22 protein-coding genes are annotated in these 20585 nt (G+C 70.6%); 15 read left to right on the top strand and 7 right to left on the bottom strand.

Translation table 11 applies throughout. The annotated features are described in order from the left end of the window. Positions 1 to 9: 9 nt before the first annotated feature. The gene (gene gshB, locus AB6A66_RS05345; protein ID WP_371055068.1) at positions 10 to 954 is read left to right on the top strand and encodes a glutathione synthase; all 945 of its coding nucleotides are present in this window, start codon (positions 10 to 12) and stop codon (positions 952 to 954) included. 38 nt (positions 955 to 992) lie between these two features. Further along, positions 993 to 1853 (top strand): alpha/beta hydrolase fold domain-containing protein, encoded by an 861-nt coding sequence (locus AB6A66_RS05340; RefSeq protein WP_371055067.1) that lies wholly within the window; start codon positions 993 to 995, stop codon positions 1851 to 1853. On the opposite strand, the gene AB6A66_RS05335 is transcribed toward AB6A66_RS05340, so the two are convergent. Continuing rightward, entirely contained in the window at positions 1823 to 3334 is a 1512-nt protein-coding gene (locus AB6A66_RS05335; protein WP_371055158.1) for a YifB family Mg chelatase-like AAA ATPase, read from the bottom strand. The two genes, AB6A66_RS05340 and AB6A66_RS05335, sit on opposite strands and share 31 nt — an antisense overlap. A 266-nt stretch (positions 3335 to 3600) precedes the next feature. Between AB6A66_RS05335 and AB6A66_RS05330 the strand changes: the two genes are divergently transcribed. From AB6A66_RS05330 to AB6A66_RS05305, 6 genes are all read left to right on the top strand, one after another. After that, entirely contained in the window at positions 3601 to 4479 is an 879-nt protein-coding gene (locus AB6A66_RS05330; protein WP_371055066.1) for an RNA polymerase factor sigma-32, read from the top strand. Next, positions 4467 to 5276 (top strand): ChaN family lipoprotein, encoded by an 810-nt coding sequence (locus AB6A66_RS05325; RefSeq protein ID WP_371055157.1) that lies wholly within the window; start codon positions 4467 to 4469, stop codon positions 5274 to 5276. The genes AB6A66_RS05330 and AB6A66_RS05325 overlap by 13 nt, the downstream gene beginning before the upstream one ends. A 162-nt stretch (positions 5277 to 5438) precedes the next feature. Next, positions 5439 to 6635: a bifunctional phosphopantothenoylcysteine decarboxylase/phosphopantothenate--cysteine ligase CoaBC gene (gene coaBC / locus AB6A66_RS05320; protein ID WP_371055065.1), complete on the top strand. Its 1197-nt coding sequence runs from the start codon at positions 5439 to 5441 to the stop codon at positions 6633 to 6635. Positions 6636 to 6702: 67 nt separating this feature from the next. After that, on the top strand, positions 6703 to 7164 hold the full coding sequence (gene dut / locus AB6A66_RS05315; protein ID WP_371037458.1) for a dUTP diphosphatase: 462 nt from the start codon (positions 6703 to 6705) through the stop codon (positions 7162 to 7164). Then, positions 7164 to 8243, top strand: a complete 1080-nt coding sequence (locus AB6A66_RS05310; protein WP_371055064.1) for a ThiF family adenylyltransferase — start codon at positions 7164 to 7166, stop codon at positions 8241 to 8243. The genes dut and AB6A66_RS05310 overlap by 1 nt, the downstream gene beginning before the upstream one ends. Before the next feature lie 28 nt (positions 8244 to 8271). Next, entirely contained in the window at positions 8272 to 10293 is a 2022-nt protein-coding gene (locus AB6A66_RS05305) for a M3 family metallopeptidase (protein ID WP_371055063.1), read from the top strand. A gap of 58 nt (positions 10294 to 10351) precedes the next feature. Here AB6A66_RS05305 and AB6A66_RS05300 read toward each other — a convergent pair whose 3' ends face one another. Further along, a complete protein-coding gene (locus AB6A66_RS05300) occupies positions 10352 to 11341 on the bottom strand; it encodes a TraB/GumN family protein (RefSeq protein WP_371055062.1) in 990 nt (329 codons plus the stop codon). A gap of 242 nt (positions 11342 to 11583) precedes the next feature. Between AB6A66_RS05300 and groES the strand changes: the two genes are divergently transcribed. From groES to AB6A66_RS05280, 4 genes are all read left to right on the top strand, one after another. Beyond that, positions 11584 to 11895 carry a co-chaperone GroES gene (groES, locus tag AB6A66_RS05295; RefSeq protein ID WP_371037454.1) on the top strand — a complete coding sequence of 104 codons (312 nt, stop codon included), beginning with the start codon at positions 11584 to 11586 and terminating at the stop codon, positions 11893 to 11895. Positions 11896 to 11947: 52 nt separating this feature from the next. After that, positions 11948 to 13588, top strand: coding sequence for a chaperonin GroEL (gene groL / locus AB6A66_RS05290; RefSeq protein WP_371055061.1), 1641 nt, complete (start codon positions 11948 to 11950; stop codon positions 13586 to 13588). 109 nt (positions 13589 to 13697) lie between these two features. Further along, positions 13698 to 14333, top strand: a complete 636-nt coding sequence (locus AB6A66_RS05285; RefSeq protein WP_371055060.1) for a hypothetical protein — start codon at positions 13698 to 13700, stop codon at positions 14331 to 14333. Between the two features lie 143 nt (positions 14334 to 14476). Then, positions 14477 to 15601, top strand: a complete 1125-nt coding sequence (locus AB6A66_RS05280; protein ID WP_371055059.1) for a hypothetical protein — start codon at positions 14477 to 14479, stop codon at positions 15599 to 15601. Here AB6A66_RS05280 and AB6A66_RS05275 read toward each other — a convergent pair. Continuing rightward, the gene (locus tag AB6A66_RS05275) at positions 15598 to 16047 is read right to left on the bottom strand and encodes an NUDIX domain-containing protein (protein WP_371037451.1); all 450 of its coding nucleotides are present in this window, start codon (positions 16045 to 16047) and stop codon (positions 15598 to 15600) included. The two genes, AB6A66_RS05280 and AB6A66_RS05275, sit on opposite strands and share 4 nt — an antisense overlap. 108 nt (positions 16048 to 16155) lie before the next feature. On the opposite strand from AB6A66_RS05275, the gene AB6A66_RS05270 reads away from it, so the two are divergent. Next, on the top strand, positions 16156 to 17292 hold the full coding sequence (locus tag AB6A66_RS05270; protein WP_371055058.1) for an alpha-D-ribose 1-methylphosphonate 5-triphosphate diphosphatase: 1137 nt from the start codon (positions 16156 to 16158) through the stop codon (positions 17290 to 17292). A 10-nt stretch (positions 17293 to 17302) separates the two neighbouring features. On the opposite strand, the gene AB6A66_RS05265 is transcribed toward AB6A66_RS05270, so the two are convergent. Genes AB6A66_RS05265 through AB6A66_RS05255 form a run of 3 tightly spaced genes read right to left on the bottom strand, consistent with a single transcriptional unit; the run spans position 17303 to position 19140 of the window. After that, positions 17303 to 18385: a 5-(carboxyamino)imidazole ribonucleotide synthase gene (locus AB6A66_RS05265; protein WP_371055057.1), complete on the bottom strand. Its 1083-nt coding sequence runs from the start codon at positions 18383 to 18385 to the stop codon at positions 17303 to 17305. Further along, the gene (purE, locus tag AB6A66_RS05260; protein ID WP_371055056.1) at positions 18378 to 18866 is read right to left on the bottom strand and encodes a 5-(carboxyamino)imidazole ribonucleotide mutase; all 489 of its coding nucleotides are present in this window, start codon (positions 18864 to 18866) and stop codon (positions 18378 to 18380) included. Before purE ends, AB6A66_RS05265 begins: the two co-directional genes overlap by 8 nt. Positions 18867 to 18915: 49 nt before the next feature. Continuing rightward, the gene (locus AB6A66_RS05255; RefSeq protein WP_371037447.1) at positions 18916 to 19140 is read right to left on the bottom strand and encodes a YdcH family protein; all 225 of its coding nucleotides are present in this window, start codon (positions 19138 to 19140) and stop codon (positions 18916 to 18918) included. A 158-nt stretch (positions 19141 to 19298) separates the two neighbouring features. Here AB6A66_RS05255 and AB6A66_RS05250 point away from each other — a divergent pair, with 158 nt between their 5' ends. After that, a complete protein-coding gene (locus tag AB6A66_RS05250; protein ID WP_371037647.1) occupies positions 19299 to 19721 on the top strand; it encodes an Hsp20 family protein in 423 nt (140 codons plus the stop codon). After that, complete coding sequence (locus AB6A66_RS05245; protein WP_371037446.1) at positions 19718 to 19945, top strand: DUF1150 family protein; 228 nt, start codon at positions 19718 to 19720, stop codon at positions 19943 to 19945. The genes AB6A66_RS05250 and AB6A66_RS05245 overlap by 4 nt, the downstream gene beginning before the upstream one ends. A 16-nt stretch (positions 19946 to 19961) precedes the next feature. Here AB6A66_RS05245 and AB6A66_RS05240 read toward each other — a convergent pair whose 3' ends face one another. Next, positions 19962 to 20576: a hypothetical protein gene (locus AB6A66_RS05240; RefSeq protein ID WP_371055055.1), complete on the bottom strand. Its 615-nt coding sequence runs from the start codon at positions 20574 to 20576 to the stop codon at positions 19962 to 19964. Positions 20577 to 20585 lie beyond the last annotated feature (9 nt).

Here is a 20585-nt window from a genome sequence, read left to right as displayed (position 1 = left end):
CCGCGCATCATGCGAGTCGCCTTCCAGATGGATCCGATCGGTGCGATCGACATCGACGCCGACAGCACCTTCCGCCTCGCCGAGGAGGCGCAGGCGCGGGGTCATGACCTCTTCTACTACACGCCCGGAACGCTCGCCTACGAGGAGGGTCGGATCACCGCGCGGGGCCAGACGCTAAAGGTGCGACGGGTCCGCGGCGATCATGCCGTGCTGGGCGAGATGGAGACCGTGACGCTCGATAAGTTCGACGTCGTCTGGCTGCGCCAGGATCCGCCCTTCGACATGCACTACATCACCACGACCCATTTGCTGCAGCGCCTCGCTCCCGGCACGCTGGTCGTGAACGACCCGTTCTGGGTGCGGAACTTTCCCGAGAAACTCCTCGTGCTGGATTTCCCGGACCTCACCCCGCCCACGGCCATCGCACGGGATCTCGCCACCATCCGCGCCTTCAAGGACCGCCATGGCGACGTGATCCTGAAGCCGCTTTACGGCAATGGCGGGGCGGGCGTCTTCCGCCTCGACAGGAACGACCGGAACCTCTCGGCGCTCTACGAGCTTTTCACCGGCTTCTCGCGCGAGCCGCTCATCGTGCAGAAGTTCCTGCCGGCCGTCTCGGAGGGCGACAAGCGGGTGATCCTGGTCGACGGCGAGGCCGCGGGCGCGATCAACCGCGTGCCCGCGGCGGGCGAGACGCGCTCCAACATGCATGTGGGCGGCCGGGCCGAGCCCGCGGAGCTCTCCGACCGCGATCGGGAGATCTGCGCGGCGATCGGCCCGCTCCTGCGCGAGCGCGGCCAGGTCTTCGTCGGCATCGACGTGATCGGCGGGCATCTGACCGAGATCAACGTGACCTCGCCCACCGGCCTGCAGGAGCTGGAGCGTTTCGACGGGGCGAACGTCGCGGCCCGTATCTGGGAGGCGATCGAGGCGCGCCGCGCCGCGGGCCGGTGACGAGCCGGCGGCTCGCCCTTCTTGCGGCGGGGCTTCGCGTGACGGCGAAGCCATGGCTCGCCCGCACCGCGACGCCGGAGCAGGCGGAGCGGGACTTCGAGCGCGCGGCAGCCCTTTTGCGCCAGCCGCCCAACCTGCGCCTGCTGCGCCGCGGCGCGCCGCGGCTCGCGTGGATTTCGGCCGGCCCCTGCGTGCCGCGCCGCGTCGTCCTGTGGTTTCACGGCGGCGCCTATATTGCCGGCAGCGCGCGCACGCACGGAGGAATGCTGGGCCGGCTGTCGGCGCTTTCCGGCGTCGAGATCTGCGCGCCTGAATACCGTCTCGCGCAGGAGGCGCCGTTTCCGGCCGCCTTCGAGGACGCCTGCGCGGCATGGGAAGCCCTGGCGGCGCTGGGCTACGCGCCGGATGACATCCTTCTGGGCGGGGACAGTGCGGGGGGCGGGCTTGCGCTGGCGCTCATGGCGCGGCTTTTGCGCGAAGGCGTGCGCCCGCGCGGCCTCCTCGCCTTTTCGCCCTGGACGGACCTGGCGCTCACGGGCCCGTCGCTGGCCGAGAACGCCCTGGCCGATCCGCTGCTGCCGGTCCAACGGATGGAGGAGGTCGTCGAGATCGTGCGCGCGCAGGCGAATCCGCGCGATCCGCGCCTGTCGCCGCTCTACGCGCGGTTCGAGCGTCCTCCGCCGGCGTTCTTCCAGGTGGGCGACACGGAGATCCTGCGCGACGATACCCTGCGCATGGCCGCGGCCCTGCGCGCGGCGGGCGGGGAGGTGGAGACCGGGATCTGGCCGGGCGTGCCCCATGTCTGGCAGATCTTCGACGGCTGGCTGCCCGAGGCGCGCGCCGCGCTGAAAAAAGCCGCGCGCTTCGTTCAGAGTTCCTTCGCCGCGACGATGCGATAGCTCACCGCTTCGGCGACATGCGGCCCGCGCACGTCTGCCGCGCCCTCCAGGTCCGCCAGCGTGCGCGCCACGCGAAGGACGCGGTGATAGCCGCGCGCCGACAGCCCGAAGCGTTCGGCCACGCGGACGAGAAGCGCGCGGCCCTCGCTGTCGGGCGTGGCGATCTCTTCGAGCGCCGCGCCCTCCGCGTCCGCGTTCTGCCGCAGCGGGGAGCCATCGAAACGCGCCGCCTGGCGCGCGCGCGCCTCGGCCACGCGGGCGGCGACGGGCGCGGTCGGCTCGCCGCGCGCGGGCAGGTCGAGGTCGGCGAAGGCGACCGGCGGGACCTCCACGCGCAGGTCGAACCTGTCCATCAGCGGGCCCGAGATCCGTCCGAGATAGTCCTCTCCGCAATTGGGTGCGCGCGCGCAGGCCCGGGCGGGATCGGTCATGTACCCGCATTTGCAGGGATTTGCCGCCGCGACGAGGAGGAACCGGCAAGGATAGCGCACATGGGCGTTCGCGCGCGACACGGTCACCTCGCCCGTCTCGATCGGCTGCCGGAGCGTCTCCAGCACGGCGCGCGGGAATTCCGGGAACTCGTCCATGAAGAGCACGCCGTTATGCGCGAGGCTGATCTCGCCGGGCTTCGCGCCTTTCCCGCCGCCGACGATGGCGGCCATGGATGCGGTGTGGTGCGGCTCGCGGAAGGGTCGCGTGCGCGAGATGCCGCCTTCCTCCAGAAGTCCCGCCAGCGAGTGGATCATCGAGGTCTCGAGCGCCTCCACCGCCGAGAGCGGCGGCAGCAGGCCGGGCATGCGCGCGGCCAGCATCGACTTCCCCGATCCGGGCGTACCGATCATGATGAGGTGATGCCGTCCCGCGGCGGCGATCTCGAGCGCGCGCTTGGCGCGTTCCTGCCCCTTCACGTCCGCAAGATCGCGGCCCGGCGGCGGGCGGGCGATCTCTCCGGGCTCGGCGGGGCTGATCGGCGCCTGTCCGGTGAAGTGGCGCACGACGTCGCCCAGGCTTGCCGCCCCGATGACCTGGGCGCCGCCGACCCAGGCTGCCTCCGCCCCCGAGGCGCGCGGACAGAGCAGCGCACGGTGATCCTCCGCGGCGGCGAGCGCGGCCGGCAGCGCCCCGGGCACCGCCATGAGCCGCCCGTCGAGCGCCAGTTCGCCGAGCGCGATCGTGCCCTCCGCCGCGTCGGCCGGCACGATCTCGAGCGCGGCGAGCAGCGCCAGGGCTATGGGAAGATCGAAATGCGAGCCCTCCTTGGGCAGGTCGGCGGGGGCGAGATTCACGGTGATGCGTTTGGACGGCAGCGCGATCGCCATCGCCGCGAGCGCGCCGCGCACCCGCTCGCGCGCCTCGCTCACCGCCTTGTCGGGCAGCCCCACCACCGAAAAGGCGGGCAGCCCGGGCGCCACGGCGCACTGCACCTCCACGCGCCGCGCCTCCACCCCTTCGAACGCGACCGTATGGGCCGTGGCCACCATTGCGCCTTCCACGCCGGAAATCCTCGTTAACGAATATGTGAAGACCGGTTTCAAAAGAGTTAACGCGGCCGGGCGCCGGTCGGAAAAGACCCTTGCAACACAAGGCCGCTGCGCCTCCGAGCGGCGGTCAGGGCGCGCGGAGGCGCTGTCCGCCGGCGCGGGGCCCAGACAATTGCATGCAACTCGTGCGTGATCCGGTTCGGAGTGGCGTGCGTAATGCTAAACAAAGACAAGTCAACCAAGGCGTCACTGAAAGGGGAGCGATCATGTCCCTTCACACCGAAACTGACACCAGCCTGTCGCGGAAGGCCATGAAGGCCGAACTGCTCGATGCCGAGACCGAGTTGCAGCTGGCCTATGCATGGCGCGACCACCGCGACGAGAAGGCGCTGCACCGCCTGATCACGGCCTACATGCGCCTCGCGATCTCCATGGCCTCCAAGTTCCGCCGCTACGGCGCCCCGATGAACGACCTGATCCAGGAAGCCGGGCTCGGGCTGATGAAGGCCGCCGACAAGTTCGATCCCGACCGGGGCGTGCGGTTCTCCACCTACGCCGTCTGGTGGATCAAGGCCTCGATCCAGGATTACGTGATGCGCAACTGGTCGATGGTGCGCACCGGCTCCACCTCCTCGCAGAAATCGCTGTTCTTCAACATGCGCCGTGTGCAGGCGCGGCTGGAGCGCGAGGCGGCGCAGAACGGGGTGGAACTCGACCGCCACCAGCTGCATCAGCTCATCTCCACCGAGATCGGCGTCCCGCTTGCCGACGTGGAAATGATGGAAGGGCGCCTGTCCGGAAGCGATTTCTCGCTGAACGCCACGCAGTCCGCCGACGACGAGGGGCGCGAGTGGATCGAGACGATCGAGGACGACAGCGCGCAGGCCTCCGACCTCGTCGAGGACAGCCACGACATCGCCCAGCTTCGCGGCTGGCTCGTGGAGGCCTTGCAGGGTCTGAACGAGCGGGAGCGCTTCATCGTGCGCGAGCGGAAACTGCGCGAGGAGCCGCGCACGCTGGAAAGCCTCGGCAACGAGCTCGGCCTGTCGAAGGAGCGTGTGCGCCAGCTCGAGGCGGCGGCGTTCCAGAAGATGCGCCGCGCGCTGGAGACGCAGTCGCGCGAGGTGCACTCATTCCTCGCCTGACGCTCGCCGCGCTCGCCCTTGCGGCCTGGACGGTCCCGGGCGCCGCCGATGAGGCGACGCCCGGGCAACTTGCCCAGCTCCCCCCGGCAGAGCTGCTCGTTCTGGGCGAGGTGCACGATAACCCGCGCCACCACGAAACGCAGGCCCGGATCGTGGCACAGGTGGCCCCCGCCGCGCTCGTCTTCGAAATGTTGACGCCCGCGCAGGCCGCGCGGGTGACGCCGGAGTTGATGGCCGACGAGACCGCCCTGCGAGACGTTCTGGGCTGGGACCAGTCGGGCTGGCCCGATTTCACGATGTATTATCCGATCTTCGCCGCCGCCCCCGAGGCGGCGTTCTACGGTGCCGCGGTGCCACGGGAGGACCTTCGCGGCATCGTGGCGGGCGACGACCCCCTTCCGGAAGATGCCGCGCGCTTCGGGCTCGACCGCCCGCTGCCCGACGATCAGCAGCGCGTGCGGGAGGCCATGCAAATGGCGGCCCACTGCGACGCGCTGCCCGAAGAACTCCTGCCCGGCATGGTGCGCGCGCAACGCGTGCGCGATGCGGCACTGGCCCGCGCAGCCCTCGCCGCGCTCGAGGACACGGGCGGACCGGTGGTGGTGATCACCGGCAACGGTCATGCCCGCACGGATTGGGGCGTGCCGTCGAAGATCGCGCGGGCGGCGCCGGGGGTCGCGGTGCTGTCGCTCGGCCAGCTCGAGGCCGCGCCGGCGGAGGGCGAGGCGCCCTACGATCTCTGGGTGGTGACTGAGCCCGTCGACCGGCCGGACCCGTGCGAGGCTTTCGCGGAGTAACGGCGCCGGCCTTGCCTCGGCGCGTCCCCCGTCCGGCCGCGCCGATACCGTCGAAGACCAAGCGGCACAGGGGGGCCGCCGCGAGGCCGAGCGGCTTTCGGCGGCTCCCTTGTCTCGGTCTTCCCGGCACCCTAGAACGAAGCTGGCAGCGCGGGGAACGACATGCTGGCGGGCAAGCGCATCCTTCTGATCATCGGCGGCGGCATCGCGGCCTACAAGGCGCTGGAGACGATCCGACGGCTGCGCGAGGCCGGCGCGTCGGTCACGCCCGTGATGACGCGGGCGGCGGGCGAATTCGTCACGCCGCTTTCCGTGGCCTCGCTGGCCGGCGCGAAGGTCTATACCGAGCTCTTCGACCTGACCGACGAAGCCGAGATGGGCCACATCCAGCTGTCGCGGGTGGCCGACCTCGTCCTGGTCGCACCCGCCACCGCGGACCTGATGGCGAAGATGGCGCAGGGCCATGCGGACGACCTGGCCTCGACCCTGCTGCTGGCCACCGACACGCCGGTGATGATCGCCCCGGCGATGAACGTGCGCATGTGGGAGCATCCCGCGACCCGGCGCAATGCAGAGATGCTTGCCGGGGACGGGGTGCGCCTCCTGGGACCCGAGGAGGGCGGCATGGCCTGCGGCGAATGGGGCCCGGGACGGATGGCCGAGCCTGCCGGGATCGTGGAGGCCGTCCGGGCCGCGCTCGCGGCGGGGCCGCTGGCCGGACGGCGGGTCGTCGTGACTTCGGGGCCCACCCACGAGCCCATCGACCCGGTACGCTACATCGCCAACCGCTCGTCCGGCGCGCAGGGCGCCGCGCTCGCCCGCGCGCTGGCCGCGCTGGGCGCGGAGGTGGTCTTCGTCACCGGGCCCGCGACCGCGCCGCGCCCCGCAGGCGTCGAGGTGGTGGAGGTCGAGACCGCACGGGAGATGCTGGCAGGGGTGGAGGCCGCGCTTCCCGCCGATGCCGCGATCTTCGCCGCCGCGGTGGCCGACTGGCGCGCGGCCGATGCCGCGCGACAGAAGATCAAGAAGGCGCCGGGGGGCGACGCGCCGACGCTCGCCTTCGTGGAGAACCCCGACATCCTCGCGGCGGTCGCCCGGCGCGCGGCCGGGCGCCCCCGTCTCGTGGTAGGGTTCGCGGCCGAGACGACGGATGTGGTGGCGAACGCCACGGCCAAGCGCGCGCGCAAGGGCTGCGACTGGATCGTGGCCAACGACGTGTCGCCGGACACGGGCATCATGGGCGGGGCCGAGAATGCGGTCACGCTGATCACGGACGCGGGCGCCGAGAGCTGGCCGCGCATGTCGAAGGACGAAGTCGCGCGGCGTCTCGCGGGACGCATCGCCGAGGCGCTGGGGTGACGGAACGCGCCTGCGGCGCGTGCCTCCGGCGGGAGTGTTTGAGCCAAGAAGAAGGATCGGGAAAGCGATGGTCGTTCTGCGCGTGATGCGCAGCGGGGAAGCCGACCCCGCTGTGCCGCTGCCCGCCTACGCCACGGAAGGCGCCGCGGGCGCGGATCTTCGGGCCAATTTTCCACCCGGAGCGCGCGAGGGCGTGACGCTCGCGCCCGGGGCGCGGGCGCTCGTGCCGACGGGCCTTCGTCTCGAGATCCCGGAGGGCCACGAGGTGCAGATCCGTCCGCGCTCGGGGCTCGCGCTCGGTCACGGCATCACCCTTCCCAACGCGCCGGGCACCATCGACAGCGATTATCGCGGCGATCTGGGCGTAGTTCTCATGAACGCGGGCGAGGCGCCGTTCCACGTCGCGCATGGGGCGCGGATCGCGCAGATGGTCGTGGCGCCGGTGACGCGCGCCCGGTTCGAGCTTGCGACGGCGCTCTCGGCGACAGCGCGCGGCGCGGGGGGCTTCGGCTCCACGGGAGAGCGCTGATGCTTCTGGTTCTCGCGCTCGGCGCCGCGATATGGTGGGCGGGCAAGGCGCTCGGCGTGCCGCGCCAGGCGCGGTTTCTCTTGCTCGGCCTGCTTTATGTCGCGGTGCTCATGGTGCAGGTCGCGCTGCCCCGGGGACATGGGCTGCGCGAGGCGACGGGCGGCTCTCCGGCGCTCTGGCTCATTCTCGGCGGTTTCGTGGCGCTGACGATCGCGTACCGGGCGGTGCTGGCGCGGCTTCGGGCGCGGGCTGGCGGCGGCGTCACGGATGCCGGGACGGCCGCCTCGCCGGCGCGCCCGGGCGAAGGCCCGATGGGCGAGGCCGAGCTGGAGCGCTATGCCCGCCACATCGTGCTTCGCGAGATCGGCGGGCCGGGACAGCAGGCGCTGCGCCAGGCGCGGGTGCTGGTGGTGGGCGCGGGCGGCCTGGGCGCGCCGGCGCTTCAGTATCTGGGCGCGGCCGGGGTGGGCACGCTGGGCGTGATCGACGACGATACGGTGGAAAACGCCAACCTCCAGCGGCAGGTCATCCATCGCGACGCCGATATCGGGATGCCGAAGGTGTTCTCGGCGCAGGCCGCGGTTCAGGCGCAAAACCCCTTCGTCACGGTGCGGCCCTACCGCCGCCGGCTGGACGGGGAGGTCGCGGAGGCGCTTTTCGCAGACTACGACGTGATCCTGGACGGGTCGGACAATTTCGCCACCCGCGAGCTTGTGAACCGCGCCGCCGTGGCGGCGGGAAAGCCGCTCGTCTGGGGCGCTCTCTCGCAGTGGGAGGGGCAGGTTTCGGTCTTCGATCCGGCGGAGGGCGCGCCCTGCTACGCCTGCGTCTTTCCGGAGCGCCCGGCGCCGGGCCTTGCGCCCTCCTGCGCGGAGGCGGGCGTGCTCGGGCCGCTTCCGGGCGTCATAGGCGCGATGATGGCGGTGGAGGGGGTGAAGCTCGTCACCGGCGCGGGGGCGCCGCTGCGCGGGCGGCTCGCGCTTTACGACGCGCTCTGGGGCGAGACGCGGCAGGTGGCGGTCAAGCCGCGCCCGGGCTGCGCCGTCTGCGGGGCTGGCGCCGGCCGCGGACCGGCATAGACCACACTGGACCTGAAGGGAGATTGCGATGACCAATCCGCTGCTCGCGCCGTTCGACACGCCTTACGGCCTGCCGCCCTTCGACCGGATCGAGGATGCGCATTTCGCGCCGGCCCTCGAGGCGGCGCTCGCAGAGGCGCGCGCCGAGATCGAGGCGATCGCGGCGGATCCCGCCCCACCGGATTTCGCCAACACCGTGCAGGCGCTCGAGGGCGCGGGCGGGGCGCTGGACCGGGTGCTCGGCGCCTTCTTCGCGGTGGCGGGCGCGGACGCCACGCCCGCGCGTCAGGCGCTTCAGCGCGACTTCTCGCCGAAGCTCGCCGAATTCGCCTCGGATCTTTACGGCAACCGCGCGCTCTGGGAGCGGGTGCGCGCGGTGTGGGAGGTGCGCGACACGCTCGACCTCGACGGGCAGGACGCGCGTCTGCTCGAACTCACCCATCGCGGTTTCGTCCGCGCCGGCGCGGCGCTCGAGGGCGCGGCGGCCCGGAGGATGCGCGAGATCAAGAGCCGGCTTGCGGTGCTGGGCACGCAGTTCACGCAGAACCTGCTGGCGGAAGAGGCCGGATGGCGGCTCGATCTTTCCGAGGCGGACCTCGAGGGGCTGCCGGCGTTCGTGGTCGCCGCGGCGCGGGCGGCGGGGGCCGAGGCGGGCGCGCCCGGGCCGGTGGTCACGCTGTCGCGCTCGCTGATCGTGCCCTTCCTGCAATTCTCGCCCCGGCGCGACCTGCGCGAGCGGGCGTGGCGGGCGTGGACCTCGCGGGGCGCCAATGGCGGGGAGACCGACAACCGCGCCATCGCCGCCGAGGTGCTGGCGCTGCGGCAGGAGCGCGCGCGGCTGCTGGGCCATGCGAGCTTCGCCCACTGGAAGCTCGAGACGGAGATGGCGGGCAGTCCCGACCGGGTCCGCGATCTGCTGATGGAGGTGTGGGAGCCTGCGCGGGCACAGGCCGAGGCGGACGCCGCGGCGCTGACCGCCATGATGCACGCGGAAGGGGTGAACGGGGATCTGGAGCCATGGGACTGGCGCCATTACGCCGAGAAACGCCGCCAGGCGGAGCATGAGATCGACGAGGCGGCGCTCAAGCCGTATCTGCGGCTGGAACGCATGATCGAGGCCGCCTTCGACACCGCCGGCCGGCTTTTCGGGCTCGAGTTCCGGGAGGTCGACGCGCCGCTCTATCATCCCGATGCCCGGGCCTGGGAGGTGACGCGCGACGGCCGGCACATGGCGCTATTCGTGGCCGATCATTTCGCGCGGGCGACGAAACGCTCCGGCGCCTGGTGCAGCACGATCCACGGCCAGCGCAACTGGCCCGAGGCGCGCCGCGCGGTGGTGGTCAATGTCTGCAACTTCGCGAAGCCGTCGCCCGGCGCGCCCGCGCTGCTGAGCTATGACGACGCGCGCACGCTGTTCCACGAGTTCGGCCACGCGCTGCACCACATCCTCTCGGACGTCCGTTACGGCTCGATGGCGGGCACGTCCGTGGCCCGTGACTTCGTCGAGCTGCCGAGCCAGCTCTTCGAGCACTTGCTCGAGGTGCCCGAGGTTCTGGAGCGTTTCGCCACCCATGCCGAGACCGGCGCGCCGATGCCGCGCGAGATGCTGGAGAAGATGCTCGAGGCGGCGAATTTCGACACGGGCTTCCAGACGGTGGAATACGTCGCCTCGGCGCTCGTCGACCTGGAGTTTCACGCGGGCGACGCGCCAGCAGATCCGATGGCGCGGCAGGCGGACGTGCTGGGCGGGATCGGGATGCCGCGGGCGATCGGGATGCGCCACGCCACGCCCCATTTCGCCCATGTCTTCGCCGGCGACGGCTATTCGGCGGGCTATTACAGCTACATGTGGTCCGAGGTGATGGACGCCGACGCGTTCGAGGCGTTCCGCGAGGCCGGCGGCCCCTTCGACGCGGAGGTCGCGCGGCGGCTCGAGCGCGAGATCCTCTCGGCCGGCGGGGCGGCGGAGGCGGAGGCGCTCTACACCCGGTTTCGCGGTCGGATGCCGGGCGTCGCCGCCCTGCTGCGGGGCCGGGGGCTTGCCGCGTGACGCGGGCCGGCGCCACGAAAGCGGCCCGGGCAAGGCGCCTCGAAGCGCCTTCGCCCGCTCAGAACGGAAGGCGGGCGATGGTGTAGCCCTCGCGCTGCAGAAGGGCCAGAACGCCGGCCTCGCCGAAGAGATGGGCCGCACCGAAGGCGAGGAGGAGCCTGTCGCCCTCGGCCGCCTCGATCACGTCGATCCACGCCCTGTTGCGCTCGTCTAGAAGTCGTGTCTCCATCTCGGCGAAAACGGCGTCGATCTCCTCGGCGGGAAGGTCGAGCGTGCGCCGCGCCACCACCCGCGCCATCTGCCAGCCCTCGGCGTGGGTCTCGTCGAAATAGGCTTCGATGGTGGTGGTGAAGGCGTCCTCGGTCGCCTCCACGGGCATCATGCCGAGCAGCAGCATCTTCACCTGCTCCTCGAGCGGAGCCTGGCCGAAAAGCGCGAAGAGCGTGTCGACCGGTTCGAGCGAGCGCACCGGCACGCCCCCGGCCCGTGCCGCCTCGATCACGCGGTGGTCGAGGCCGCGCGCGCCCGCGACGATTTCGGGCATGGCGCAAGGCGGGATCGCGAGCTGGAGCGAGAGGTACCAGGGCTGCATCCGCGCCGCCATCGCGGGCGGCAATCCGCGCGCCCGGATCGCGTCCGACAGGGTCTGCCAGGTCGCGTCGTCCATGAACCCCGGAAGCGTCTCGGTGCCCGGCAGCAGCAGGCGCCCCGAGTCGGCCGCGATCTCGGACTGGAGCGCGGCCTCGTCCTCGTCCGACAGCTCGACAAGCACGAGATCGGCCGCCGCCACGGCGGGGGCGAGCCGTTCCATCACCGGATCGAGCCGGGGGTCGGACAGGTGGATCGTGCCCACGATGTCGATCACCCGCGCGCCGCGGGTGGCGCGCCACCGGTTGCCTTCGGGGTAGGGGGTGGCCGCGACGGCGCTGGCGAGCGCGGCGCGGTCTTCCGGCGAAAGTGTGCCGCGCAAGTCCTCGCCTGCGCAGCGCGCCGAGGCGGCGCCGGCGCTGAAGAGCACGAGAAGAAGGCTTGCAAGAAGGCGTGTCATGATCGGGCCGGCCGCTGTTGTTGCATCCTGCTCATGTCCCGGATACCCGCCCCGCGGACCGGCGACAACGGCGCCCGGCATCGCGATGACAAATCCGCGAGGAACCCGTGAAGAATCCTGCCGGCCCAGGATTGACAGCGCCGAAGCTTGTGTCTATTTCCCAGCTGCTAGCACTCGGGATAGACGAGTGCTAACGCCCCAAGCGAGGGGTAACCGTAACTTTGAGCCAAGGAGACTCAAGGATGGCATTCAAACCGCTTCATGACCGCGTGCTCGTCCGCCGCGTGGAAAGCGACGAAAAGACGGCCGGTGGCCTGATCATTCCCGACAGCGCCAAGGAAAAGCCGCAGGAAGGCGTCGTTGTCGCCGCCGGTGCCGGCGCGCGGGACGACGATGGCGACCGGATCGCAATGGACGTCAAGGAAGGCGATCACATCCTGTTCGGCAAGTGGTCGGGCACCGAGGTGACGATCGATGGCGAGGAACTGCTCATCATGAAGGAGAGCGACATCCTCGGCATCATCGAGGGCAAGTCCGAAGCGAAGGCCGCCTGAGCCACCATCCCGCCCCTGTCTGACTGACAACCGAATACTGGGAGAAGCACACATGTCTGCAAAAGACGTGAAATTCGACACGAATGCCCGCGACAAGATGCTCAAGGGCGTGAACGTCCTCGCCGACGCCGTGAAGGTGACCCTCGGTCCGAAGGGCCGTAACGTGGTGATCGAAAAGTCCTTCGGCGCCCCGCGCATCACCAAGGACGGCGTCACCGTCGCCAAGGAGATCGAGCTCGAGGACAAGTTCGAGAACATGGGCGCGCAGATGGTCAAGGAAGTGGCCTCGCGCACCAATGACGAAGCCGGCGACGGCACCACCACGGCCACCGTTCTGGCCCAGGCCATCGTCAAGGAAGGCATGAAGGCGGTCGCCGCCGGCATGAACCCGATGGACCTCAAGCGCGGCATCGACCTCGCTGTCGAGAAGGTCGTGGCGCACATCAAGAGCGCCGCCCGCAAGGTCGAGAACTCCGATGAGGTCGCGCAGGTCGGCACCATTTCGGCCAACGGCGAGGCCGAGATCGGCCGCCAGATCGCCGACGCGATGCAGAAGGTCGGCAACGAGGGCGTCATCACCGTCGAGGAGAACAAGGGCCTTGAGACCGAGACGGACGTGGTCGAGGGCATGCAGTTCGATCGCGGCTATCTCTCGCCCTACTTCGTGACGAACTCCGAGAAGATGATCGCGGAGCTCGACGACTGCCTCATCCTGCTGCACGAGAAGAAGCTCTCGTCGCTCCAGCCGATGGTGCCGCTGCTCGAGCAGGTGATCCAGTCGCAGAAGCCGCTCCTCATCATCGCCGAGGACGTGGAAGGCGAGGCGCTGGCCACGCTCGTGGTCAACAAGCTGCGCGGCGGCCTGAAGATCGCGGCCGTCAAGGCGCCCGGCTTCGGCGATCGCCGCAAGGCCATGCTGCAGGACATCGCGATCCTGACCGGCGGCCAGGTGATCTCGGAAGATCTCGGCATGAAGCTCGAGAACGTCACGATGGACATGCTCGGCTCGGCCAAGACGGTCAACATCACCAAGGACGAGACCACCATCGTCGACGGCCACGGCGAGAAGTCCGAGATCGAGGCCCGCGTCACCCAGATCCGTCAGCAGATCGAGGAGACCACCTCGGACTACGACCGCGAGAAGCTGCAGGAGCGGGTGGCCAAGCTCGCCGGCGGCGTGGCGGTCATCCGCGTGGGCGGCATGACCGAGGTCGAGGTGAAGGAGCGCAAGGACCGCGTCGACGACGCGCTGAACGCGACCCGCGCCGCGGTGCAGGAAGGCATCGTCGTGGGCGGGGGCGTGTCCCTCGTTCAGGGCGCCAAGTCGCTCGAGGGCGTCACCGGGGCCAACGCCGACCAGAACGCCGGGGTCGCGATCGTGCGCCGCGCGCTCGAAGCGCCGCTGCGCCAGATCGCGGAGAACGCGGGCGTCGACGGCTCGGTCGTGGCGGGCAAGATCCGAGAGACCGACGACCTCAAGTTCGGCTACAACGCCCAGACCGACGAGTACGGCGACATGTTCAAGTTCGGCGTGATCGACCCCGCGAAGGTCGTCCGCACCGCGCTTCAGGATGCCGGATCCGTGGCAGGTCTGCTGATCACCACCGAGGCGATGGTGGCCGACAAGCCGCAGAAGGAAGGTGCCGGCGCCGGTGGCGGCGGTGGCATGCCCGACATGGGCGGCATGATGTAATCCTTCTTTGTATCATCAGCTACTTGAGGGCCGCGGAAACGCGGCCCTCTTGATTTCTGGTCGAGGCTCACCACTTTCATGCAGCTTTACTCTGCGGAAAGGAAAAGTGATGGGCACCAGTGCGTATGCATCTGCTTTGGCGTTATTTTTTACGTTTTCAGCTTCAACCGTCAGCGCTGGAGCCTGTGATTATAAGCCTTCCAAGCTGCTCGGTAATGCGACGACAGCAGCGGTTGCGGGAGTCGGCGGTGCGACTGCCGCTGCCGGTGCTGGGATGAAGGCGGCAGGTTTCTATACTCTGGTGCACGCGGGCTCTGGGCTTACGATGCTGGGGTCTGCGGCTGCAGGTTCATCCGCAGCAGGAACTGTTGGTATAATTGCCGGCACCGGCGGAGCGTTGGGCACTGCCGCAAGCGTCATAATGGCGCCTGCGACAATTTTCGTCGGAGGCATCGCGATGGCTGGCGCAGGTGCATATGAGGGGGTCTGCTACTTCCAGGTGGAGCGCATCACCGACGCCCAAGATGTCAGGATGATTGTAGAAAGCATCGCTGAAAATCATCCTGCCGTGACCATCCTGGAGACCGCGGACGGCGATGCAATGGTCCTGACTGTGAATAGGGAAAAAAGCGAGTATCTTCTTCGCAAGCTATACGTCGCAGATGGTAACCTCATGCATCGTGATTGGTTCTTCAATACAAGCCTTGGTCCGGTCGTTTTCGAGCAGAATGCGACCGAGAAATGAGAAATTTATTCGAATTATCCCGAATGAGAGGGGCCGCCGTCGCGCGGCCCCTTTTCCGTTGGGCGGGATCGTTGATGCGACGCATTTCCGCCGGCCCGTCTCTGGCCTAGCCTCCGGGCGAATGCCGAATCGGGGAGAGGTCCATGCGCCGCCATCTGATCATTCTGACCCTGTGGCTCTGCGCAGCGGCGGGGGCCGCCCCGGCCGCCGATGTGGGGCTCGACATTGCCGGCGACCGGTTCCGCGCCGCGGCCGTGGCGGTTCACGAAGGCGCGCCGGCCGACGACGTGCTGATGGCGGGCGAGGCGGTGCGCGTTCTGGCCGACGTGGCGGGCGACGCGCTCCTGGCCGCGCGTCGGCTCGACATCGACGCCCCCGTGGCGGGCGATATCTATGCCGCGGCGATGGATCTCGCGGTGCGCGCGGCCGTGGGCGGCGATGCCACGGTCTTCGGCTACGACGTGACGCTCGGCGCGGTCGGGGGCGATCTGCGCGCCTCGGGCGCACGGGTGTCGCTTCTGGGCGATGTCGGCGGCTACGCGCTCGTCGCCGCCGACGACCTGCGCGTGGAGGGCGTGATCTTGGGCCCCGCGCACCTCAGCGCCAAGGATGCGAGTTTCGGGCCGGGCGCGCGCATCGACGGCCCGCTGGTGCTTTACGAGAGCCGCCCGGGGCGGATCCGGGTGCCCGAAAGCGTCGTCCCCGAGGACCGGATCGAGCGCCGCACCCGGTCCGAGTTCGAGGCCGAAACCCGCCCGATCCGGGGCCCCACGCTGGGCGAGGTGGTGGCGGGCTTCCTGATTGGCGTGGCCGCGGTGGCGCTTCTTGCCACGCTGGCCGCCGCGCTCGCGCCCGCGACGATGGCGGCGCTGCGCGCGCGCATCCTCGCCCGGCCCTTCGCATCGCTCTGGCAGGGGTTTCTGGCGCAGTCGGTGCTGATCGGCGGCGGGCTGGTCGTCGCGCTGACGCTGATCGGGCTTCTGGTCACGCCGGTCGCGTTCCTGCTCGCGGTGCTGGGCGGGGTCGCTGGCTATGTCGTCGGCGCCTATGCCCTCGGCGTCGGGCTTCTCGGGGCCGCGGGCCGGTCCGAGCCCGCGACGCTTCTCCAGCGCGCGCTCGCCGCGTCGACGGGGGCGGTGGTGGCCGCGCTCGTCGGGCTAATCCCGTTCGTGGGCTGGCTCTTCGTGCTGGCGCTCGCGCTCACCGGCGCGGGGGCGATCGCCGCGCGGATCGTCGGGCCGCGCTTCTTCGCCGCGCCGGCCGGCTAGCGGCAGATCGTCTCCAGCGGGTCGTAAAGCGCCCGCGCGTCGCCCCAGGCGGCCTCGGGCAGGCTGTCGGGCTTGTAGCGCAGGCCGGCCATCTCCGCGCGCGTGACGAAGCGGCGCTCCGTCACGATCCCCTCGGGATCGCGCCAGTCGGACGCGAGCGTGCCGGACAGAAGCCGGCAGCGGAAGAAGACCTCGACCTGGTGATAGCCGCTTTCGGGGTCGTGGAACTCGTTGACGAGGCAGGGCGGGCCGACCGAGACGGCGAGACCCGTCTCCTCGTGCACCTCCCGGCGCAGCGTGGCGGTGAGCGCCTCGCCGCGCGAGACGCCCCCGCCCGGCGCGGCCCAGAGGTCGGACTGCCCCGAGGGCCAGGCGTTCACGAGCAGAAGTCGGTCCTCGTGCAGCACGATCGCGCGCACGGCAAGGCGGGGCGAGGGATCGGTCATGGCGCGCGCTCTCCGGTACGGTCGGGGCTTTCCTAGCCGCGGGCGGGCGCATATCTCAAGCGACATGCCGTTATCGCACACCCCTTCACGCCAGCCCGGGGGCCGGCCATGAGTCTCGCGCTCACGCTTCACGGGGCGGAGGTGCTGTGGCCGGACGGCGCGGGGCCCGGACCCGTCGGCATCGCGGGCGGGCGGATCGCGCCGCCGGGGCCGGGGCGGCAGGTGGATCTCTCGGGCTATCTCGTCCTGCCGGGCATCGTGGACGCCCACGGCGACGGGTTCGAGCGGCACCTCGCGCCGCGCCGCGGCGCGATGCGCGACCTGGGTGCGGGGCTCGCCGCCGCGGAGGCGGAGCTTGCCGCGAACGGGATCACCACGGCCGTGCTGGCGCAGTTCTACAGCTGGGAGGGCGGGCTGCGCGGCCCGGACTTCGCCGCCCGTGTGCTCGAGGGCTGGTCGGCGCGACGCGGCGGCGGGACGGATCTGCGCATCCAGCTTCGCTTCGAGACGCACATGCTGGACGACTATCCCGCCTTCGAGGCGCTCGTGGCGCGACACGGGGCTGGCTACGTCGTCTTCAACGATCACTTGCCCCACGATCGGCTTTCCCAGGGGCGCAGGCCGTCGCGCCTGACGGGCCAGGCCTTGAAGTCGGGCCGCTCGCCCGAGGCGCATCTCGCCATCATGGAGGCGCTGCACGTCCGGCAGGCGGAGGTGCCCCAGGCGCTTGCCGGCCTTGCGCAAAGGCTTTCGGCACGCGGCGTGCGGCTGGGCAGCCACGACGACCGCACGGCCGCCGACCGGGCCTTCTGGCGCGGGATCGGCGTGCGGATCGCCGAGTTCCCGGAAACGCGGGAAGCGGCCCTCGCCGCCATCGAGGCGGGCGACGGGGTGGTGATGGGCGCGCCCAACGTGATGCGGGGCGGCTCCCACAACGGCAACGTGCCCGCCGGGGCGCTGGTGGACGAAGGTCTCGTGACGGCGCTCGCCTCCGATTACCACTTCCCGTCCCTGCGGGCGGCGGCCCTGGCGCTCGCCGAACCCATGGGGCTCGCTGCGGCCTGGCGCCTCGTCTCCGAAGGGCCGGCAGGGCTTCTGGGGCTTGCAGACCGGGGCCGCATCGCACTTGGCCTGCGCGCCGACCTCGTCGTGCTGGAGCGCGAGACGGGCCGCGTGGCCGCAACCTTCGCCGGCGGCGCGCTGACCTTCATGGGCGGCCCCGTGGCGGCGCGTTTCCTCGACTGAGCCGCGCCCGTCAGCGCCCCTGCGCCGGGCCGGTGACGCGGTTGACATGGCCCATCTTGCGCCCGGGCCGCGCCTCGGCCTTGCCGTAGAGGTTGAGGCTCGCCGCCGGGTCCTGCGCGATCTCGGGCACGCGGGCCACATCGTCGCCGATCAGGTTCTCCATGTCCACGTCGGAATGGCGCGAGCCGTCGCCCAGGGGCCAGCCGGCCACGGCGCGGATGTGTTGTTCGAACTGGTCCACCGCGCAGCCCGCCTGCGTCCAGTGGCCGGAGTTGTGCACCCGGGGCGCGATCTCGTTCACGAGGAACCCGTCGGGCGTGACGAAAAGTTCCACGCCCATCACGCCCACGTAGCGGAGCTTGTTCAGGATCCTGCCCGCCAGAAGCGCGGCGTCGGCGCGCTGGGCGGCGCTCAGCCGCGCGGGGACGCGCGTGGTGCGCAGGATGCCTTCGCGGTGGACGTTCTCGCCGGGATCATAGGCCACGACCTCGCCCGAAAGCCCACGCGCGGCGATCACCGAGACCTCGTGCGAGAACGTGACGAAGCCTTCGAGGATCGCCGGCGCGCCCCGCATCGCGGCGAGCGCCGCCTCCGCGTCCTCGGGCCGGTCGATCCGGGCCTGGCCCTTGCCGTCGTAGCCCAGGCGCCGCGTCTTGAGGATCGCGGGCAGCCCGATCTCCGCCATCGCCTCGGCGAGGTCCTCGGCGTCGTCCACCGCCGCGAAGGGCGCCGTGGCAAGGCCGAGATCCGACAGGAACGCCTTTTCCACCAGCCGGTCCTGGCTGACCCTCAGCGCGCGCCGGTCGGGCCGCACCGGGCGAAGCGGGTCCAGCACGTCGAGCGCCGCGGCGGGCACGTTCTCGAACTCCAGCGTGATGGCATCCACCGTCTCGGCAAAGGCGGAAAGGGCGCCCGTATCCTCCCACGCGGCCGTGGTCACGGCATGGGCGACGTCGCCCGCGGGCGGGGCGGGCGCGGGATCGTAGATGTGGCAACGATAGCCGAGCCGCGCGGCGGCCACCGAGAGCATCCGGCCAAGCTGCCCGCCGCCAAGGATGCCGATCACGGATCCGGGGGCGAGCGGCTCAGTCATCCTGCGGCTCCTCGGGGATGGAGGCGGTCAGATCGGCGCGCCAGCGCGCCACGCGTTCGGCCAGCGCCGGGTCGGAAAGGGCCAGGATCTGTGCGGCGAGAAGCCCGGCATTGGCCGCGCCCGCCGCGCCGATCGCCATCGTGGCCACCGGATAGCCGCGGGGCATCTGCACGATGGAATAGAGGCTATCCACGCCCGCGAGCGCCCGGGTCTGCACCGGCACGCCGATCACCGGAAGCTCCGTCTTGGAGGCCATCATGCCCGGCAGATGCGCCGCGCCGCCCGCGCCGGCCACGATCACCTTCAGCCCGCGGCCCGCGGCCTCGCGCCCGTAGGCCCAGAGCCGGTCGGGCGTACGGTGGGCGGAGACGATGCGCGTCTCGTGGCCCACGCCGAGCGCGTCGAGGATGTCCGCCGCCTCGCGCATGGTCGGCCAGTCGGACTGGCTGCCCATGATGATACCCACCTGCGTCTCGGCCATGCGCCGCCTCCTCGGCTTCGGGAAGCGGCACTATAACTTCGGGCGCGGCCTACGCAATGATGTCCGGGAGCAGTCTGTCCGCGATGTAGGAGATCCGGTCCTTGAGCTGGAGCTTCTTGCGCTTGAGCCGCTGCAGGGTGAGCTGGTCACCGGTCCCCTTCTCGGAAAGCGCGGAGATCGCGTCGTCGAGGTCGCGGTGCTCGCGGCGGAGAACCTCGAGCTCGACGCGCAGAACCTCCTCGGTCTGCATGGACAGGTCACTGGGCGCGTTCATCGGGCACCTCGTTCTTCTTGACAGGGAAGCAACATACCAAACCCGGGGCGATGCCGCAAAGGTCTTGCCGCCCGTGGGTGGCACCCCCATATTTCGCTGAGACGGTCGCCGCCACGGGGCCGTTCCACATGACTGTCGCTTTCGTGAAGGACGTGTCGATGACGAAGATGAGTTTGGGGACCTATCCCCACATGCTGGGGTTCGAGCAGCTGGAGCGCCTGCTGGAGCGCACGGCGAAGACCGGCAATGACGGTTATCCCCCCTACAACATCGAGCAGACCTCCGAGCACTCCTACCGGATCACGCTCGCGGTTGCCGGGTTCACACCGGATCAGCTTTCGATCACGGTGGAGGACAACCAGCTCGTGATCCGCGGGCGGCAGGAGGAAGACGCGGAGCCGCGGGTCTTCCTGCATCGCGGGATCGCCACCCGCCAGTTCACGCGAAGTTTCGTTCTCGCGGACGGTGTCGAGGTGGGCGAAGCGGTGATGGAAAACGGGCTTTTGCACGTGGACCTGGCGCGCGCCCGGCCGGAAACCGTGGTGCAGACCATCGAGATCAAGACAGGGGGAAGCAGATGAATACCAAGTTCGATTTCGCAGAGGCCGGCGAACGGCCGATCGTCTATGTGCGCTCGGTCAAGGTGGCCGAGCTGCCGGAGGAGCTGCGCGAGCAGGCCGAGGGGCTCGAGACGCTCTACGCCGTGTGCAACATGGAAGGTGAGCGCCTCGCGCTGGTGCAGGACCGCGACATGGCCTTCGTGCTGGCCCGGCAGAACGACCTCGCCCCGGTGACGGTGCACTGACACGGCGCCGCCCGCGTCAGCGGGGCGGCCAGATCCCGTAACGGCGATGGATGAGCCGCGCGCAGGCGGCCCGCGCGGCGGGGCGCGACCGAACGGCGAGACCCGCGCGGGCGTAATGGCCCGAAAGCCATATGTCGTCGACCGGCCAGGCCGCGTCGGGAATGTCGAAGGCGTCCCCGTGCAGCATTTCCGGCCGGATCGCCACGCCGGCGAAGCCCTGCGCGATGTCGGTTTCGCCCGCGGCGGGGCGATCCGCACGCCGGCGCAGCGCGGTCACGGAGAACCCCGCGCCGGCCAGCACGGCCTCTTCCGGCCCCTCGGCGAGCGCGGCAAGCCATCCCGGCCCGTAGATCCAGTCGTCGTCGCAGTAGACGAGCCGCGCGCCTTGCCCTTCGAGGGCCCGCGCCGCCGCGAGCGCCTTGGTGGCGGGGCCGAAATCCTCGTCCGACCAGACGAGGTCGACCCCGTCGGGCAGCGGGGGCAGGGCCACCGGCCCCGGAAAGCGCCGGTAGCGTCGCGGCAGGCACAGCAGCACCCGGTCGGGCCGCGGGGATTGTCCCTGGATCGAGGCGAGGGTCGGCCCGATCCGCGGCAGGCGCGGCGGGATCGACGTGAGCGAGACGGCGAGCATGCGCGCCGG

It is taken from the genome of Rhodosalinus sp. K401, assembly GCF_041365735.1.
Taxonomy (GTDB): Bacteria; Pseudomonadota; Alphaproteobacteria; order Rhodobacterales; family Rhodobacteraceae; genus Rhodosalinus.
This window is presented reverse-complemented; position numbering and strand designations above follow the sequence as displayed.